The sequence below is a fragment of the Geodermatophilus aquaeductus genome (assembly GCF_900182545.1).
Taxonomy (GTDB): Bacteria; Actinomycetota; Actinomycetes; order Mycobacteriales; family Geodermatophilaceae; genus Geodermatophilus; species Geodermatophilus aquaeductus.
In genome coordinates this window covers 46,725-61,518 of the sequence record NZ_FXTJ01000007.1, presented here as the reverse complement: position 1 = coordinate 61,518, position 14,794 = coordinate 46,725, and the positions used below count along the sequence as shown (strand labels likewise).

The 14,794-nt window shown below is 73.4% G+C and carries 18 protein-coding genes and 1 tRNA gene; 16 read left to right on the top strand and 3 right to left on the bottom strand.

What is annotated here, in order from left to right:
- Positions 1–4: 4 nt before the first annotated feature.
- Positions 5–319 (bottom strand): hypothetical protein, encoded by a 315-nt coding sequence (locus tag FN207_RS26375; protein WP_185938391.1) that lies wholly within the window; start codon positions 317–319, stop codon positions 5–7.
- Positions 320–458: 139 nt separating this feature from the next.
- Between FN207_RS26375 and FN207_RS17100 the strand changes: the two genes are divergently transcribed.
- A tRNA-Asn gene (locus FN207_RS17100) sits at positions 459–531 on the top strand.
- A gap of 487 nt (positions 532–1,018) precedes the next feature.
- Here FN207_RS17100 and FN207_RS17095 read toward each other — a convergent pair.
- Entirely contained in the window at positions 1,019–1,375 is a 357-nt protein-coding gene (locus tag FN207_RS17095; protein ID WP_142459688.1) for a helix-turn-helix domain-containing protein, read from the bottom strand.
- 249 nt (positions 1,376–1,624) lie between these two features.
- On the opposite strand from FN207_RS17095, the gene FN207_RS17090 reads away from it, so the two are divergent.
- The 12 genes from FN207_RS17090 to FN207_RS17035 all read left to right on the top strand — a co-directional run bounded on the left by FN207_RS17090 (position 1,625) and on the right by FN207_RS17035 (position 10,077).
- Positions 1,625–2,110, top strand: coding sequence for a helix-turn-helix domain-containing protein (locus tag FN207_RS17090; RefSeq protein WP_246066133.1), 486 nt, complete (start codon positions 1,625–1,627; stop codon positions 2,108–2,110).
- A gap of 406 nt (positions 2,111–2,516) precedes the next feature.
- The gene (locus tag FN207_RS17085) at positions 2,517–2,924 is read left to right on the top strand and encodes a hypothetical protein (RefSeq protein ID WP_246066132.1); all 408 of its coding nucleotides are present in this window, start codon (positions 2,517–2,519) and stop codon (positions 2,922–2,924) included.
- Positions 2,918–3,820, top strand: coding sequence for an ATP/GTP-binding protein (locus FN207_RS17080; RefSeq protein WP_142459686.1), 903 nt, complete (start codon positions 2,918–2,920; stop codon positions 3,818–3,820). The genes FN207_RS17085 and FN207_RS17080 overlap by 7 nt, the downstream gene beginning before the upstream one ends.
- Positions 3,817–4,506: an SAF domain-containing protein gene (locus FN207_RS17075; RefSeq protein ID WP_142459685.1), complete on the top strand. Its 690-nt coding sequence runs from the start codon at positions 3,817–3,819 to the stop codon at positions 4,504–4,506. Before FN207_RS17080 ends, FN207_RS17075 begins: the two co-directional genes overlap by 4 nt.
- 14 nt (positions 4,507–4,520) lie before the next feature.
- Positions 4,521–5,300: a CpaE/TadZ family protein gene (locus FN207_RS17070; RefSeq protein ID WP_142459684.1), complete on the top strand. Its 780-nt coding sequence runs from the start codon at positions 4,521–4,523 to the stop codon at positions 5,298–5,300.
- The gene (locus tag FN207_RS17065) at positions 5,290–6,708 is read left to right on the top strand and encodes a TadA family conjugal transfer-associated ATPase (RefSeq protein ID WP_142459683.1); all 1,419 of its coding nucleotides are present in this window, start codon (positions 5,290–5,292) and stop codon (positions 6,706–6,708) included. Before FN207_RS17070 ends, FN207_RS17065 begins: the two co-directional genes overlap by 11 nt.
- On the top strand, positions 6,705–7,607 hold the full coding sequence (locus tag FN207_RS17060) for a type II secretion system F family protein (protein ID WP_142459682.1): 903 nt from the start codon (positions 6,705–6,707) through the stop codon (positions 7,605–7,607). Before FN207_RS17065 ends, FN207_RS17060 begins: the two co-directional genes overlap by 4 nt.
- On the top strand, positions 7,604–8,518 hold the full coding sequence (locus FN207_RS17055; protein ID WP_142459681.1) for a type II secretion system F family protein: 915 nt from the start codon (positions 7,604–7,606) through the stop codon (positions 8,516–8,518). The genes FN207_RS17060 and FN207_RS17055 overlap by 4 nt, the downstream gene beginning before the upstream one ends.
- 30 nt (positions 8,519–8,548) lie before the next feature.
- Positions 8,549–8,746: a hypothetical protein gene (locus FN207_RS17050; protein ID WP_091112575.1), complete on the top strand. Its 198-nt coding sequence runs from the start codon at positions 8,549–8,551 to the stop codon at positions 8,744–8,746.
- Between the two features lie 7 nt (positions 8,747–8,753).
- Entirely contained in the window at positions 8,754–9,218 is a 465-nt protein-coding gene (locus FN207_RS17045; protein WP_142459680.1) for a TadE family protein, read from the top strand.
- A complete protein-coding gene (locus FN207_RS17040; protein ID WP_142459679.1) occupies positions 9,215–9,640 on the top strand; it encodes a TadE/TadG family type IV pilus assembly protein in 426 nt (141 codons plus the stop codon). Before FN207_RS17045 ends, FN207_RS17040 begins: the two co-directional genes overlap by 4 nt.
- On the top strand, positions 9,637–10,077 hold the full coding sequence (locus FN207_RS17035; protein WP_142459678.1) for a TadE/TadG family type IV pilus assembly protein: 441 nt from the start codon (positions 9,637–9,639) through the stop codon (positions 10,075–10,077). Before FN207_RS17040 ends, FN207_RS17035 begins: the two co-directional genes overlap by 4 nt.
- Positions 10,078–10,355: 278 nt before the next feature.
- Here the strand turns inward: FN207_RS17035 and FN207_RS27035 are convergent, their stop codons facing one another.
- Positions 10,356–10,610 (bottom strand): hypothetical protein, encoded by a 255-nt coding sequence (locus FN207_RS27035; protein WP_246066159.1) that lies wholly within the window; start codon positions 10,608–10,610, stop codon positions 10,356–10,358.
- A 162-nt stretch (positions 10,611–10,772) separates the two neighbouring features.
- Between FN207_RS27035 and FN207_RS17030 the strand changes: the two genes are divergently transcribed.
- The 3 genes from FN207_RS17030 to FN207_RS17020 all read left to right on the top strand — a co-directional run bounded on the left by FN207_RS17030 (position 10,773) and on the right by FN207_RS17020 (position 14,591).
- Positions 10,773–13,274 carry a LysM peptidoglycan-binding domain-containing protein gene (locus FN207_RS17030; RefSeq protein WP_246066158.1) on the top strand — a complete coding sequence of 834 codons (2,502 nt, stop codon included), beginning with the start codon at positions 10,773–10,775 and terminating at the stop codon, positions 13,272–13,274.
- Positions 13,275–13,630: 356 nt separating this feature from the next.
- Entirely contained in the window at positions 13,631–14,032 is a 402-nt protein-coding gene (locus tag FN207_RS17025; RefSeq protein WP_142459676.1) for a hypothetical protein, read from the top strand.
- Positions 14,033–14,084: 52 nt separating this feature from the next.
- Positions 14,085–14,591 carry a hypothetical protein gene (locus tag FN207_RS17020; RefSeq protein WP_142459675.1) on the top strand — a complete coding sequence of 169 codons (507 nt, stop codon included), beginning with the start codon at positions 14,085–14,087 and terminating at the stop codon, positions 14,589–14,591.
- Positions 14,592–14,794 lie beyond the last annotated feature (203 nt).

Genomic DNA, 14,794 nt, shown 5'->3' with positions numbered 1-14,794 from the left:
CCGCTCAGCCCATCGGCGGCGGGTCGACCGGGAGCGCGGTGAGGTCGGGCGAGTCGGTGCTGGTCGTCGGCGGCGTCGTGGTGGTGCCGGTGCTGCGGGCCGACGCGGTGTCCGGCCCGGTGTCGCGGCCCATCTTCGACTTCACCGAGCTGACGACGTCGTCGGCGCGGGCCTGCGCCATGCCCGCCAGGCCCTGCAGCTGCGGGTTGTCCTTGGCGTCGGACCACAGGCCGGCGATCTGCTCGTACCGCTCGCGCCCGGCCCTCGCGCCGAGCACGTAGCCGGCGCCGAAGCCGAGGAGGAAGGAGAACTTGGCCACGGTGACCTCCGTGTGCGAGACGAGAACGACGAGGTGATCACGCTACGGGCGGACCCGACCGTCCGCGATCGGAGGAGCCTGCGCAGGGCGCCCGGAGCCGTGCGGTATCCTCGACGAGCGCGCGGGCCACGCCCGCCCGTCCCCCGTAGCTCAATTGGCAGAGCATGCGACTGTTAATCGCAGGGTTATTGGTTCGAGTCCAATCGGGGGAGCAAAGCTCCTGGTCAGCGCGATGATGATCCTCGCCAGCGGTTCACGAGCCCCATAAAACCCCCATCTTTGGTGCCGGCCGCTGATGGCGCACTCTCTGCGTCGGCGCGGCTGCTCGACCGAGGTCGCCGGAGTCCCCGGCCTCCCGGTCAGCAACGGCTTGTCGAGACCGACCCACGTCGGCGGCGGGGACAGGCGTCTCGGGCATGGATTCCTCGTCGAGAGGTTGCGCTCGTCGCTCCCCAGGAGAAGTGGGCGGTCGCTGCCGTGGGCGGTGAGGAACCCGACGGCCTCCTCGTTCTCCGGCAGCCTTCGCTTCCGGGACGCCGTCCTCGAGTCGTCGAGACGGCCTGTGAATGATCCCCGTGCCTGGTCCACGAGGACGTCCCAGGCGCGGACCAGCGAGTGCGGCTGCATGCGACGAGCGCGGGGAACGAACCGAGCAGGGGCGTCCTGGTCGCCGAGGTCAGTCATCACTCATGGGGTGGGTCACGGCGGCTGCTCCTCGGTGACGACCCGTCCCGCCTCGATGAAGGCGTCGAGCGCCGAACGCTGGAGCCGGACGAACTTGCCGATCTTGACGTAGGTGATCCGTCGTTGAGTGATCAGCCGGCGAATGAACCGCTCCCCGGTACCGAGATAGTCACCGGCCTCCGCGACCGTCAGCAGCGGGTCGTCTCCTCTGGCTCTGCCGACGCGTCCCGGCTCCGCCCCGGCCGTGTCCGACCTGCTGGGTGACGGAGTTCCCCGTAGGTGCGCCTGGGCCGAGCGCGACGGTCGTGGCGGGCCGAAGGCCCCAGGTGAAGAGGTCACCGAGGACGTCGCTGGATCGGTCGCGGGTCTCATGTCGAGAGCCTGAGCCGCGTTGTTCCGGCTCCGCTCCAGTCAGCCGTCGTCGGGTACGGCCTGTGTCATCGCCCGCCCGGGCTGTCCGGTCGTCTCGCGATGGGCGCCGGCCTTCTCCAGTCGTTCTCCGGTATCCCTTCAGTGCCGCGTCGGCGCATGGGCCGGCAGCGTGGCTGCAAGGGTTCTCCGGTTCGTGCGTCGCGCCTGGCCGGGAAGGCCCTCCGGCGGCCTAAGGTGCGGGACCACGGGGTGAGCATCGACCCGTGGCGATGGGGGACTGCCGTGGCGCGGCCACTGCTTCGAGGCGACCGCCTGCAGGCTGCCCGCGAGGCCATGGCGCTGAGCCGAGAAGAGCTCGCCACGAGACTCGAGCTGTCGAGCCCGTCGCGCATCCGGGTCTGGGAGACGGGACTGGAGCGTCCCCGACCCCGCTTCGTTCCCCGGCTGGCGGCCGCGCTGGGTGTCGAGCCGCTGCATCTCCTCGACGTCGATCCCGATGACCCACCCCTGGCAGCCCTTCGCCTGGCGGCCGGGCTGGCCACCAACGAGGTGACCGCTCCCGGCCTGTCCGTCATGACGTATGTGCGACTGGAGGACGGCCGTCCCGGCGCGGATCCCTCGACCAGGCTCACCACGGCCATCGCGGACGTTCTGGGTGTGGACGTCCCCCGCGTGGACGCCGCCGTCCGTCGCTCTCGACGCGACCACCGCGCCGTGGCGTCCTTCGGCGCCTGAACAGGAGAGTTACTGGAGGAAGAGGTTGCCTCCACGGGCGATTGCGGTGGTAATTTCCCGCATCCGCTGCCCGGGGAGGTGTCATGGCTCACACGGCACAGTCGCGCGTGGCCCGGGCCGGCGCGGTGTCAGCTTCCGTCCAGCGACCGTGTCCGGGCGTCGTCGGACCCGTGCGCGTGCCCAGGAACGACTGTCGTGCACGTAGGACGCTGCCGCGATGACGGCGCGGAGGCGGGTGACGGGTGTGCTCCTGCCTGCCCTTGTGGCCCTCATCGGCTGCACGGCGGAGGCGGAATCTCCGCAGAGTTCCTCATCGAGCGAGGCGACCCCGTCGCGGCCGAGCGCGGTGCCGTCAGAGACGAGCGACGCGCCGACTCCCGAAGAGGAAGCGGCGGGGTCCGCGACGATGACCGTCAACGAGTTGCTGCGCGTGACAGACGCGGCCAAGCAGGATCCAGCGGCCAGCGACTGGGAGCCGGAGATCCGGCGGTACGCCGGCGATCCCGCCGCCCTGCTCGCTGTCACAGCGGTGCGGGACTATGCGGCGCTCGGCCTGCGGCAGGAAGGCGACACAGCGGTCGATCTCGAGGTCACCGCCATCGACCTGGCCGCTTCGGAAGGGCCCACGGTCAAGATCGCTGGCTGTTACGACAGCCAGAGCACGCGTGTGGTCGAGGTCGAGAGCGGTGACGTCATCCCCCCAGGAACCCTTCCTCGATACGTCTGGGACATCACCGTTACTCGCTACGACTCCGTGCCGGGTTCTCCTTGGTTGGTCAATGTCCTGGAACCGCTGACGGACCGACCATGCTGAGGCTGTCCCGGGTCACCTTGCTGACGGCCGCCATACTCGCCGCTCCCAGTGCGCTGAGTACCGCCATGGCAGCCCCGCCCGTCGACTGCGCCAGAAAGGATGCGCAGACCGGCATCTGCCTAGTCGAAGCAACCTCTCCAGGACAAGCAGCAGACGGGGTTGCGCAAGAGAGCGAGAACGCTGGCGAGGAAGGACCGGAGGCGAGTGGCGGGGCCGCCGCGCCGAACCCGTGCACGTACAGCGTGGCCGAGCCGCAGCCGGCGCCGGACAGCGTGATCTGGCAGGGGAAGACCGCGGCCGATGGCGTGGTGTACGTGCAGGTCTGCCCGCGCGGTGACGGGTCGGGCCTTGCCGCGGTCCTCGTCTTCGTCCCGAACGGCTCCGCGCCCCCGGCACCGCCGGTGGATCCGCGGGTGCTGGCGGAGCAGGCGATCGCATCGCTGGTGATGCGCGCGCCGGAGATCCGGATGGCTCCGCCGCCGGGCTCGACCAGTGGGCTGGTCGGCCTGCCGGTGTGGATGTGGACCGAGCGGGGTGAGCAGTTCCTCGGCCCGGCCCGCCAGTCGGTGTCGGCCGGTGGGGTCACGGTCACCGCCGTGGGTGAGGTGAGCCGCATCGCCTGGGACATGGGGGATGGCACCACCGTCGTGTGTGGCGCCGGGACGCCGTACGTGCCGGGGGCGGGCGGGGAGTCGCCGGACTGCGGCCACGTCTACGCGCAGGCGTCGACCCGGCACGTGCCCGGTGGCGCGTGGCCGGTCACGGCGACGAGCACGTGGACAATCACCTGGTCCGGTGGCGGGCTGTCGGGCACCGAGACGCTGGAGCTGTCGTCGTCGGCGGAGTTGGTCGTCGGGGAGCTGCACGTCCTCAATCAGGACGGCGGTCGCCGATGACCCGCACGCAGCCTCCGAGGACCGGCGCGCCGGGGCGTGCCGCGGCGCTCAACGGGTCGTCCCCGGCGCCCGCGCTGCCGCCACCGCGCCGGCGCCGCCGTCCGGCGCTGTTGGCGCTGGCGGTGGCCATGGTGGTGCTCGGAGCGCTCGGTGCCGCCTACCTCGCCACGTCGCTGGGACGGACGACGCCGGTGATCGCGGTCGCGCGTGAGGTGCCCTGGGGGCAGCAGATCACCGCCGCCGATCTGGTGGAGGCGCGGGTGTCCGCCGATCCGGCGCTCGATCCCATCCCGTACGGCGACCGCGACCAGGTGATCGGCATGGTCGCCGCCACCACCCTGACGCCCGGATCGCTGCTCACCCGCGAGGCGCTGACCGCGCAGCCGCTGCCGCCCCCGGGCCAGCAGCTGGTCGGCGTCGGGGTGTCGGCGGTCCAGCTGCCGACGACGCCACTGCGGGCCGGCGACGACGTGCTGCTGGTCCCGGTGACCGGCAGCGGTGGGACCGGTGCGGCAGCTCCGGCGGGCACGGCCGGCACGGTGGAGGCCACGGTGGTGCGGTCCGGGCCGCCGGGCACCGACGGGCTGCGCGTGGTCGACGTGCTCGTCGACGCCGCCGACGGGCCGGACGTCGCCGCCCGCGCGGCCGCCGGACTGGTCGCCATCGTCGTCGTGGCCGGCGAGTAGACGGGGCGGTCGCCGTGCTGATCGCGCTGTGCTCGGCCAAGGGCGCCCCCGGTGTCACCACCAGCGGGCTGGCGTTGGCGCTGTCCTGGCCGCGCGGCGTGGTGCTGGCCGAACTGGATCCTGCAGGTGGCGACGTGCTGGCCGGGTACGGACGGGCGCAGCTGTCCGCCGGAGGACTCGCGGAGTTGGAAGTGGCGGCGCGGCGCGGCGGCCTCGACGGGCAGCTGGACGCGCATCTCCTGCGGCTGGACGGCACCGGCCGGGCGCGGCTGCTGCCGGGGCTGTCCGATCCGGCCACCGCCCGGCACGTGGGCTGGGAGCGGCTGGCCACCGCGCTGGCGTCGGTGAAGGGCGGGGCCGTCGACGTGGTGGCTGACTGCGGGCGGCTGCGGGCCGAGCACTTCCCGGCCGCGGTGCTCCGCCGGGCGGATGCCGTGGTGGTGGTGACCGGGTCGACGCTGCGGGCGGTGCGCGCGAGCGCCCAGGCGGTCGCCGAACTGCGCGATGAGGGAACGGGGCTGGGCCCGGGGGCCGGCGCGCTGGCGGCGCTCGTCGTGGGGCCCGGTGAGCCGTACGGCGAGCGGGAGATCGGCGAGGCGCTGGGCGTTCCGGCGGCGGTTCTCAGCGACGGCGCACCGGCCGGGCGGCTGTTCGCCCAGTCGGCCCTGCTGCGGGCCGCCCGGTCGGCGGCGGTCGGGCTGGCCGAGTTCGCCGCCGCGCACGAGGTGCGGCTGGCCCCGCCGCCGGCCTCGTCCGCGTCGGCGACCACCGCCGGAGGCCGCCATGACCGCTGATGCGCTCACCGACGGATCGGCCGGGATCACCTCCGGCGGGCCGGACGCGTCAGCCGAACCGGTCGACTGGGCGCTGGTGCGCCGGCTGCATGAGACCACCGGGACGGCGCTGGCCGAGGAGCTCAAGCGCCGCCCCGCGCTGAGCGCCGGAGCGCAGCAGGAGCTGGCCCGCACGCTCATCCAGGACGGGGTCGACGAGCTGGTCCGGGAGCGGATGCGGACCGGTCAGGACGTGCCGTCGGCGGCCGAGGAACGGGCGATCGCGGAGGCGGCGTTCGCCGCCCAGTTCGGGTTGGGCCGGCTGCAGCCCTATGTCGACGACCCGCAGGTGGAGAACATCGAGGCGCACGGCTGCGACAACGTCTGGATCGGCTACGCCGACGGACGCGACGTCCGGGTCGGCCCGATCGCCGACTCCGACGAGGACCTGGTGCGGCAGCTGCAGCACATCGCCGCCCGGCTGGGCCGCGCCGAGCGGACCCTGACCACGGCCAGCCCGCTGCTGACCATGCGGCTGCCCGACGGGTCGCGGCTGGCGGCGGTCATCGAGACGGTGCCCCGGCCGCAGCTGGTGATCCGCCGGCACCGGATCCGCAACGTCGACCTCGAGGACCTGGTCGGCCTGCAGGCGATCGACCGGCCGCTGGCGGAGTTCCTGCGGGCCGCGGTGCGCGCGCGGAAGAACATCGTGGTCACCGGAGGACAGGGTGCCGGCAAGACCCTGCTGCTGCGCGCGCTGGCCAACGAGCTCCCGGTGAGCGAGAACCTGGCCACCATCGAGAAGCACTTTGAGCTGCTGCTGCACGAGCTGCCCGACCGGCATCCCCGGGTGGTGCCCTTCGAGGCGCGGGAGGGCACCGGTGAGCGCGGCCCGGACGGCCGCCGCCTCGGTGAGGTGACGCTCACCGAGCTGGTGGAGCAGGCGCTGGTGATGAACGTGTCCCGGGTGTGGCTGGGGGAGGTGCGCGGCGAGGAGGCCTGGCCGCTGATCGAGGTGATGGAGGCCGGCGAGGGCGGCTCGGCCTGCACCCTGCACGCCCGCTCGGCCGCCCACGCCTTCGAGCGGCTGGCCAACCTGTGCATGCGCGGCCGCGCCGCCGTCACCCCGGAGCACGCCTACCGGTCGTGTGCGTCGGCGATCGACCTGGTCGTGCATCTGTCCACCGTCGACGAGCGGTGGATCGGAGGGCAGCGCCACCGGTTCGTCAGCCAGGTCGTGGAGTGCAACGGCATCGGGGAGGGCGGGCGCCCGGCGCTCACCGAGGTGTTCGCCCCGGGCCCGGACGGGCGGGCGGTGGCCGAGCACGATCCGGTGGACCTGGCCGACTACGTGCGGGTCGGCTTCGATCCCGACTGGCTGCGATCTGCCGCCGGGCGCTGGGCCGGCGCGGCCGGGAGCCGGCGGTGAGCGGCGCGGGACTGCTGGCCGGGGCGTGCGGGGCCCTGGTGGTCGGCGGCCTGCTGCTGGCCGCCTCCGCGGTCACCGCCCCGGCGGCGCCGGCCCGGCTCCCGCGCCGCCGGCCTCGTTCCACCGGGCCGGTCGATCCGCGGCGGGCCCGGCGGCAGCGGGTGCTGTGGAGCACCGCCGCCGTCGTGGCGGCCGGGGTGTGGCTGATCTCCGGATGGCCAGTCGGGGGCGCGCTCGCCGGAGGAGCGGTGGTCGGCGTGCCGTGGCTGCTGGCGCAGTTCGCCGGCGGCAACGCCGCGGTGGAGCGGCTCGAGGCCCTGCAGGAGTGGTCGCGCCGCAGCTCCGACGTGCTCGCCGCCGGCGGCGGGCTGGAGCAGACGCTGATCCGCTCGGCGCGCACCGCACCCGAGCCGATCTCCGCCGAGGTGGCGACGCTGGCCGCCCGGCTGCAGGCCCGCTGGCCGACGCCGCGGGCGCTGCTGGCCTTCGCCGACGACCTCGACGACGCCGCCGGTGACCTGGTAGTCGCCGCACTGCTGCTCGGCGCGGAGCTGCGCGGGCCGGGGCTGGCCCGCGTCCTCACCGAGCTCGCGGGAAGCCTCACCGAGGAGGTCACCATGCGCCGCAAGGTGGAGGCCGACCGCGCCAAGCCCCGCGCCAACGCCCGCTGGCTGCTGCTGATCACCCTCGCCGCGTCCGGCCTGGCCGCCCTCAACGGCGACTACCTGGCGCCCTACGGCACCGTCGTCGGACAGCTGGTGCTGGCCGCCATCGCCGCCCTGATCGTGGGCTGCCTGCTGTGGATGCGCCGGCTCACCGCCGCCGCGCCGTCGGCCCGCTTCCTGGCCGACCGCGACCGCAGCCGCCGCACCGAGCCGGGGGAGGTGCCGGCGTCGTGAGCGGCATCCAGGCGGCGCTGATCGGCTCCGGCGCCCTGGTCGGGCTCGGGGTCTTCCTGCTGCTCCGGGCGGTCCTGGTGGTCGAACAGCCCCGGCTCACCGACGCGCTGGCCCGCCTCGACGGGCGGTCGGCCGCCGCACCGACCCTGCCCCTGCCGCAGGCAGGAGACCGGTGGGGACGAGTGGCCGGCCGGGCGGGAACATGGGCGGCGGGCCGGCTGCCCGCCGCCGGGCCGCGGGCACCGGCACAGGCGCTGGCGCTGATCGGCTGGACACCGGAGGGCTACGCCGCCCGCAAGGTCGGCCTGGCCGCGTTCGGCGCGCTCTTCGTGCCGCTGCTGACCGCCGTGCTGGGCGCGACCGGCGTCCGGCTCCCGGTCGTGGTCCCCGTGGCCGGATCCCTGGCGCTGGCCGGGGGGCTGTTCCTCGTCGTCGACCTCGTCGTACGCGACCAGGCCGCCGAGGCCCGCGGGCAGATGCGCCGCGCCCTGTGCTCCTACCTGGACCTGGTCAGCCTGCGGCGCGACGCCAGCGAGGGACCCACTATCGCCCTGGAACGGGCCGCCGCCCTGGGCGAGGGCTGGGTGTTCCGGCGGATCGCCGACGCGCTCGTCACCGCCCGGCTCAGCGGCGAACCACCCTGGGACGGGCTGCGCCGGCTGGCCGCCGACACCGGCGTCGGGGAGCTCGCCGACGTCGCCGACATCGCGGTGGTCGCCGCGCAGGAGGGGGCGTCGATCGCCCCCACGCTGCGGGCCCGCGCCTCCTCGCTGCGCGTGCAGCTGCTGGCCGAGGAGGAGGCGGCGGCCAACACCGCCAGCGAGAAGCTCACCGCTCCGGTGGCGCTGCTGTCGATCGCGTTCCTCCTGCTGTTCCTCTATCCCGCCCTGGCCCGGCTCCTGGCCACCTGACCCTGCGCCCCGACCCAGAAGGACAGCCCGATGACACCGCTGATCAGCATCCTCACCGCCCTCGGGGCGGCACTGCGCGACCGGCTCCGCGCGGTCCGCGCCCAGCCCGAGCGGGGCTCCCTGTCGGTCGAGCAGGTGATCATCACCGTCGCCCTCATCGGCATCGCCGTCGCCCTGGTGGCCGTGATCGCCAACGCCGTCACCTCCCGCTCGTCCTCCATCCAGTAGCGCTCCCGTGCTCCCCTCCGCCAGCTCCCGCGGGCCCACCCCGCCGTCGCGGCCCGGCCGTGCCCGGGCCGGCCGGACCGGCGGCGCGGCACGCGGGGGGCCGTCGGAGGAGCGCGGCGCGGCATCGGTCGAGGTGGCGATCACCTTTCCCGTGGTGCTCCTGCTGGTGATGACGCTCATCCAAGGGGCGCTGTGGTTCTACGCCCGCTCCCTCGCGCTCGGGGCCGCCCAAGAGGGCGCCCGGGAGGGCCGGGTGCAGCCCGCCTCGACCGCCCGCGCCCAGTCGGCCGCCGAGGACTTCCTCGACCAGACCGCCGCCGACCTGCTCACCGAACGGGACGTCACGGTGAGCGGCTCGCCGGCCACCATCACGGTGACCGTGACCGGCACCTCACTGAGCCTGTTGCCCGGCCTGTCCGGCTGGTCGGTCACCCAGACCGCCGTCGGCCCCGTCGAACGGCCCGCCCCATGAGCGCCGGGACGGGGGAGCGGGGAGCGGTGTCGGTCGAGCTGGCGCTGCTGGCCCCGGCATTCCTCCTGCTGCTGTCCTTCGCCGTCGTCGCCGGACGCGCCCAGATCGCCGAGGGCGCCGTGCAGGAGGCCGCCCGCGCCGCCGCCCGCGAGGCCTCCCTCGCCCGCGACCCCGCCACCGCCGCCACCCTGGCCGGCGCGCAGGCCGAGCAGACCCTCGCCGCCCAGGACCTGCGCTGCCAGACCACCAGCGTCGACGTCGACACCGCCGGGTTCTCCGCGCCGCCCGGCCAGCCCGGCGACGTCACCGTCACCATCGCCTGCGCCGTCGGCATGGCCGACCTGCTGGCGCCGGGCCTGCCCGGATCGGTGACCGTCGAGGCGGTCTTCACCAGCCCCGTCGACGCCTACCGCGAGCGATGAGAACCCGACAGCGCCAGCGGCGGGCCGACGCCGAGCGCGGCGCGATCAGCGTCTTCCTCGCCGTCCTCGTTCCCGGCCTGCTGCTCATCATCGGCCTGGCCGTCGACGGCGGCGCCAAGGTGGCCGCCACCCAGCGTGCCAACGCCGTCGCCGACGAGGCCGCCCGCGCCGGCGGCCAGGCGCTCGACGTCGCCGCGGCGCTGGCCGGGCAGGTGCAGGTCGACCCGGCCGCCGCGGTCGCCGCGGCGCAGGACTACCTCGCCCGCACCGGCGTGCAGGGCGCCGTGAGCGTCGTCGACGGCGACACCCTGCAGGTGACCACCACCCTCACCGAGCCCACCACCTTCCTCGGCCTGATCGGCATCGCCACCCTGACCGTCGAGGGCACCGGCACCGCGGACCTGATCACCGTCCAGAACGGAGGAGCGGGCCCATGACCGCGTCACCGCGCCCCCTCGATCCGCTGCGGCGCGCGTCCGCCCTCGCGCTCCTGGTGATCGGCGTCGCCGGCGTCCCCGTCGGTCTGTGGCGGCTCGGCGGCGCGTACTTGCCCGACGGGCCGCCCACCTGGGCGCAGGTCACCGCCGCCCTGAGCGGACCGGACACCGGCGCGCTCTTTCTCGGGCTGCTCGTCGCGGTCGGCTGGGCCGCGTGGGCGCTCTTCGCCCTGTCGGTGGCCGTCGAGCTGGCCGCCCAGCTCCGGGGTCTCCCGCCGCTACGGCTGCCCGGCCTCGCCGCCCCGCAGCAGCTGGCCGGCCTGCTGGTGGCCGCCGTCGTCGGCGTCGGCGGCGCACCGCTGCTCGCCGGCCCGGCGCTGGCGGGCCCACCGGTCGTCGCCGAGCAGCCGACCGAGGAGCCTCCGCCGGCGCCCACCCCGGCACCGGAGGCCCAGCCGGCTGCACTCGCCGCGGCCGGGCCCGTCTACACGGTGCAGCCGCGGGACACCCTGGGCCGCATCGCCGCCCGGCACCTGGGTGACTGGGCGCGGTTCGAGGAGATCCTCGAGCTCAACCGGGGCCGACCCCAAGCCGACGGCGGTGCGCTCTCCGACCCGGGGATCATCCGACCCGGGTGGATCCTCCTCCTTCCTCCCGACGCCACCGTCGCGGCGGCCGGGCCGGCCGCCGGAGAGGTGGTCGTCCAGCCGGGCGAGACCCTCGCCGACATCGCCGAGCGGCACGGCCTGGACAGCTGGCAGCCGATCTTCGACCTCAACGCCGGCGAGCCGACGCCCGGCGGCGCCCGGTTCACCGATCCCGATCTGATCCGCCCCGGCCAGGTCCTCGACCTCCCACCCGCCGATGCACCGGCCCCCGCGCCGGTCCCCCCGATCGAGTCCGAGCAACCGGCGCCGGCCCCGCCGCGCGAGAACGAGCCCACCGCGCCCACGTCACCGGCTCCGCCGGCGACCGCGAGCCCATCCGGTGACACAGGTCCTGATCCGGCGGCCGAGGCCGAGAGCACGGATGCTGATGAGGACCAGTCGGCGTCCGAGCTGGCGATCGTGCTCAGCGGCGGCGGAGCCCTGCTCGCCGCCGGAAGTGGTGCCGCCTGGCTCACCCACCGCCGGCAGCGCCTGCGTCGCCGCCGTCCCGGCCGCAGGCTCGCGGCCCTTCCGGCCGGGCTCTCCGCCACACAGGCGGCCGTGACCGCCGCGGCCGATGCCGGCCGGGCCGACTACTCGGCGCTCGACCGCGCCCTGCGCGGCCTGGCGGTGCTGATCTCCGCGGAGCCCGACGGCCGGCTGCCCGACGTCGTCGCCGCCCGGCTCGACGGCGATCGCCTGGACCTGCGGCTGCACGGCGCCGCCGATCGACCGCCTCCCGTGCCGTGGACCGCGGACGAGACGGGCCTCTGGTGGTCCCTGCAGCTGGACAAGGAAACGGACATCGACGCCGGCGGGGCCCGCGGCCGGCTGGCGCCGTATCCGACGCTGGTCACCCTCGGCACCGAGGGCGGGCGACGCTGGCTGCTGGACCTGGAGCGTGTCGGCGTCCTGCGCGTGACCGGTCCGGCGGACCGGTGCGAGGACTTCGCCCGGCACCTGGCCGCCGAGCTCGCCGTCAACGGCTGGTCGGACCTGCTCACCGTCACCACCGTCGGCTTCGGTCAGGAACTCGTCGACCTCGCCCCCGATCGGATGCAGCCGGTCGATGCCTCCTCTACTGCCGACCTACAGACCGAGTTGAAAGAAGGCGTCGATCGCGACGGCGAGGACGTGCTGGCGGGGCGGCTGCACGCGGCGACCGGAACCGGCTGGATGCCGCACGTCGTCCTCGCTCCGCATCAGCCGGACAGTGACCAGCTCGTCGAAGCAGCGAGCGCGCTCGACGGTCGCAAGGAGCGCACTCCGACCGTCGTCGTGCTCGCTACCGAACCGACGCGGGGGAAGGACGACTGGCTGCTCACGCTGACCGAGGACGGGTCGCTGCTCGTTCCAGCACTCGACCTGCAGCTACCGGCGCCGCAGTTGACCGCCCAGCAGGCCCGCGACATCGCCACGCTGCTGGCCTTCGAGCGCGACACCGCAGACCAGCCCATTCCCGCCGCCGAGGGCGAGCGACCCTGGCAGGCACACACGGACGCCGGCGGCGCCCTGCGCGACGAGGTGCTCCTGCGTGGCAGCGACGAGGCCCCCGCGCCCGTTCCCCTGCACGGGTCAACCCGACACCGCTCTGCATCTGCGCAGGACGACTCCGCGCCAGCGCAGCCGGCCAGGGGCGGAGCATCCGCTGGGCCCACAGCGGACGACGACGTGGCATCGCTCGACCTTCCTCGGGCGACCGGCTGGCGGCAGAGGATCGAGAACGACCTGGAGCAACTCGACCGCGACCTCGCCGATTGGTGGGATCCCGACTGCACCCGGCCGCGCCTGACCTTGCTCGGCCCGGTCACGCTGCGCGCGCACGGCAACGAGCAGGCCGTCGCCAGGTCCGGGCTGCGCCGCCGCTACGAGGAGACGATCGCCTACCTCGCCACCCGCCCGCACGGCGCGACCGTCGACGAGGCCGCCACCGCCCTGCAGCCGGCCCGCGGTGGCAAGACAGACCCGGCCAGCGCCCGTGCCTACGTGCACCGGATCACCGCCGGCGCCCGCGCCTGGCTCGGCACCGACCCCGCCACCGGGGAGAAACACCTCAGCTCCGGCCACCGCGGCCCCTACACATTGACCAATGTCCTCGTCGACGCCGACCTCTTCTGCCAGCTGCGTGCCCGTGCCGCCGTGCGCGGCGACGACGGCATGCCTGACCTGGTGGCCGCGCTCGGGCTGGTGTCCGGACCGCCCTTCGCTCAACGCCCCACGGGCTACGAGTGGCTCGGCGGACTGGATCTCACCCTCACCGCGGCGATCTGCGATGTCGCTCACCAGGTCGTCGCCGCAGCACTCGCCGACGACGACCTGGACGCCGCCCGAATCGCCAGCGCCGCCGCGCTCCTGGTTGCGCCGGATGACGAGAGGGTCCTGCTGGACGCCATGTCGGTCGCCTACCGCCGTGGCAACCGCGCCGAAGCCGAGACTTACGTCGCGCGTGTCATCGATGTGCACGACGGCGACGACGAGATGGACCTACCGCTCAGCACCGCCGAGACCATCAACCGAGCTCGCCGTCAGTACCTCGATCGCGCCTCGTGAGGACACATGCCGGCCAGACGACCCTGCAGACTTAGGCGCATCGACATGTGTCTCGTTGAGCGGGCGAGGAGAAGGGAGCAAGGTCGCGAACGGCTCGCTGTCCGGCTCGGGCGCGTTAGCCTCTTGGCATGGGGCAGCCAGCCTCGACTAGAGCGGGGGGGCCGGACCGCGAGAAGGAAAGGGACCGAATCGTCTCCTGGCGGGCCGCCCTCCTCTCAGCGTGCGTCGTCTTCCTGGCGGGCATAGTTGGGGCGGCCTCGTCCTACCTTGTTGCTACTAAGCAAATAGAAAGTCAAGCCTCGCAATCGCAACTCGCCTTCTTGAGGGAACAACGGCAATCGCTCTACAGCACATACATGAGTGATGCGGTGGACATTTACGGTCGACTATCTCCGTACATTCCCTTGGAAGGAGCCACTTCCTCACCACCGCCGCCGGTGCTGACTGATGCCGAGATTGAGAGCTTATGGTCGGCCATTGCTGGCGCACGCAGGACATTATTCGAGATCCAGCTAATCGCGGGGGAGGATGCCCGCGATCTTGCCGCGCCAATCATCCTTGCATTGTATGAAGGCTTCGACTACATCGTTCGGCCCTACTGCGGGGCCCACCCCGACAATGTCCAAAGCTATTGCGTGGAGCCAGCGCTTCCCCCTGATCTCGAAGTACCTCCGAGAGGGTTGAACAACTTCAACAACATCGCGCGTGCGATCAACGAATTCTCAGATGTTGCTCGGCGCGAGCTTGGTGCCAATTAGAAGGCTTTTCCTCCTGTCCCCAGGCAGGTCTGCGGAGGCTGCTTCACTGCCTGTGCGCGGCGATCCCGGCGCGGGAGCGGATGATCACCTGCAAGGAGGTCTTCGTGCTTCCGAAACAACTCAAATACACAAGTCGGCGCGGGTGGCGGCCAGGCATGCTGACATCCGGCTCAAGCGCGACGAGGCCACGGCCGATGAGCAGGGCATGACGCGCTTTGCCCATGTGGTCTCCGTGCCACTGGCGGCCCTCGTCGTTCTCCTGGCTGGCTGCGGGGCGAGCGAAGCAGACCTCAAGGCCTGTGATGGCGTAGCCGCCCTTGATCTCAGCAGCCGCATGGGCGGTCGGAGCGGTCAGCAGGAGGTAGCGAGCCGAATTCTAGGCCAGCTCTCCGGCTACGCCCCCGGCGACGACCGATTGATCCGCGCCGTTAATCAAGCGCGCGAGGATGCGCTAGCTGTGGCCTCTGCCACGCATCCTGTGGAGATCGGCGCGGCATTCACGGCGCTGGAGGGCAGCCTCTCCGCAGTGCAGACTGTGTGTGACGACTTAAAACCTTGAAGTCCGGGCAGAGCTGTCGGGTCGCCGTGAAGGTCTACGACCCGGCCCGCGCAGGTGCCGTAGCGGTGGCCGACCGGACGTCGGTGGACGCCCTGACCCGCTTCGTCGACGGCCTGCTCGTGGCCATGGACCGCGGTTCCCACTGGCCGAGGTGCTGTGCGCCCAGGCCGCCGACGTCCGCGAGGCCGGCAAGCGCCGGCTGC

Coding starts and splice junctions, on each gene's coding strand:
- FN207_RS17095 (WP_142459688.1), bottom strand. CDS start 1,375: ATGAGACCCGCGACCGATCCAGCGACGTCCTCGGTGACCTCTTCACCT.
- FN207_RS17080 (WP_142459686.1), top strand. CDS start 2,918: ATGCTGAGGCTGTCCCGGGTCACCTTGCTGACGGCCGCCATACTCGCC.
- FN207_RS17025 (WP_142459676.1), top strand. CDS start 13,631: ATGAGTGATGCGGTGGACATTTACGGTCGACTATCTCCGTACATTCCC.
- FN207_RS17050 (WP_091112575.1), top strand. CDS start 8,549: ATGACACCGCTGATCAGCATCCTCACCGCCCTCGGGGCGGCACTGCGC.
- FN207_RS17075 (WP_142459685.1), top strand. CDS start 3,817: ATGACCCGCACGCAGCCTCCGAGGACCGGCGCGCCGGGGCGTGCCGCG.
- FN207_RS17035 (WP_142459678.1), top strand. CDS start 9,637: ATGAGAACCCGACAGCGCCAGCGGCGGGCCGACGCCGAGCGCGGCGCG.
- FN207_RS17040 (WP_142459679.1), top strand. CDS start 9,215: ATGAGCGCCGGGACGGGGGAGCGGGGAGCGGTGTCGGTCGAGCTGGCG.
- FN207_RS17085 (WP_246066132.1), top strand. CDS start 2,517: ATGACCGTCAACGAGTTGCTGCGCGTGACAGACGCGGCCAAGCAGGAT.
- FN207_RS17065 (WP_142459683.1), top strand. CDS start 5,290: ATGACCGCTGATGCGCTCACCGACGGATCGGCCGGGATCACCTCCGGC.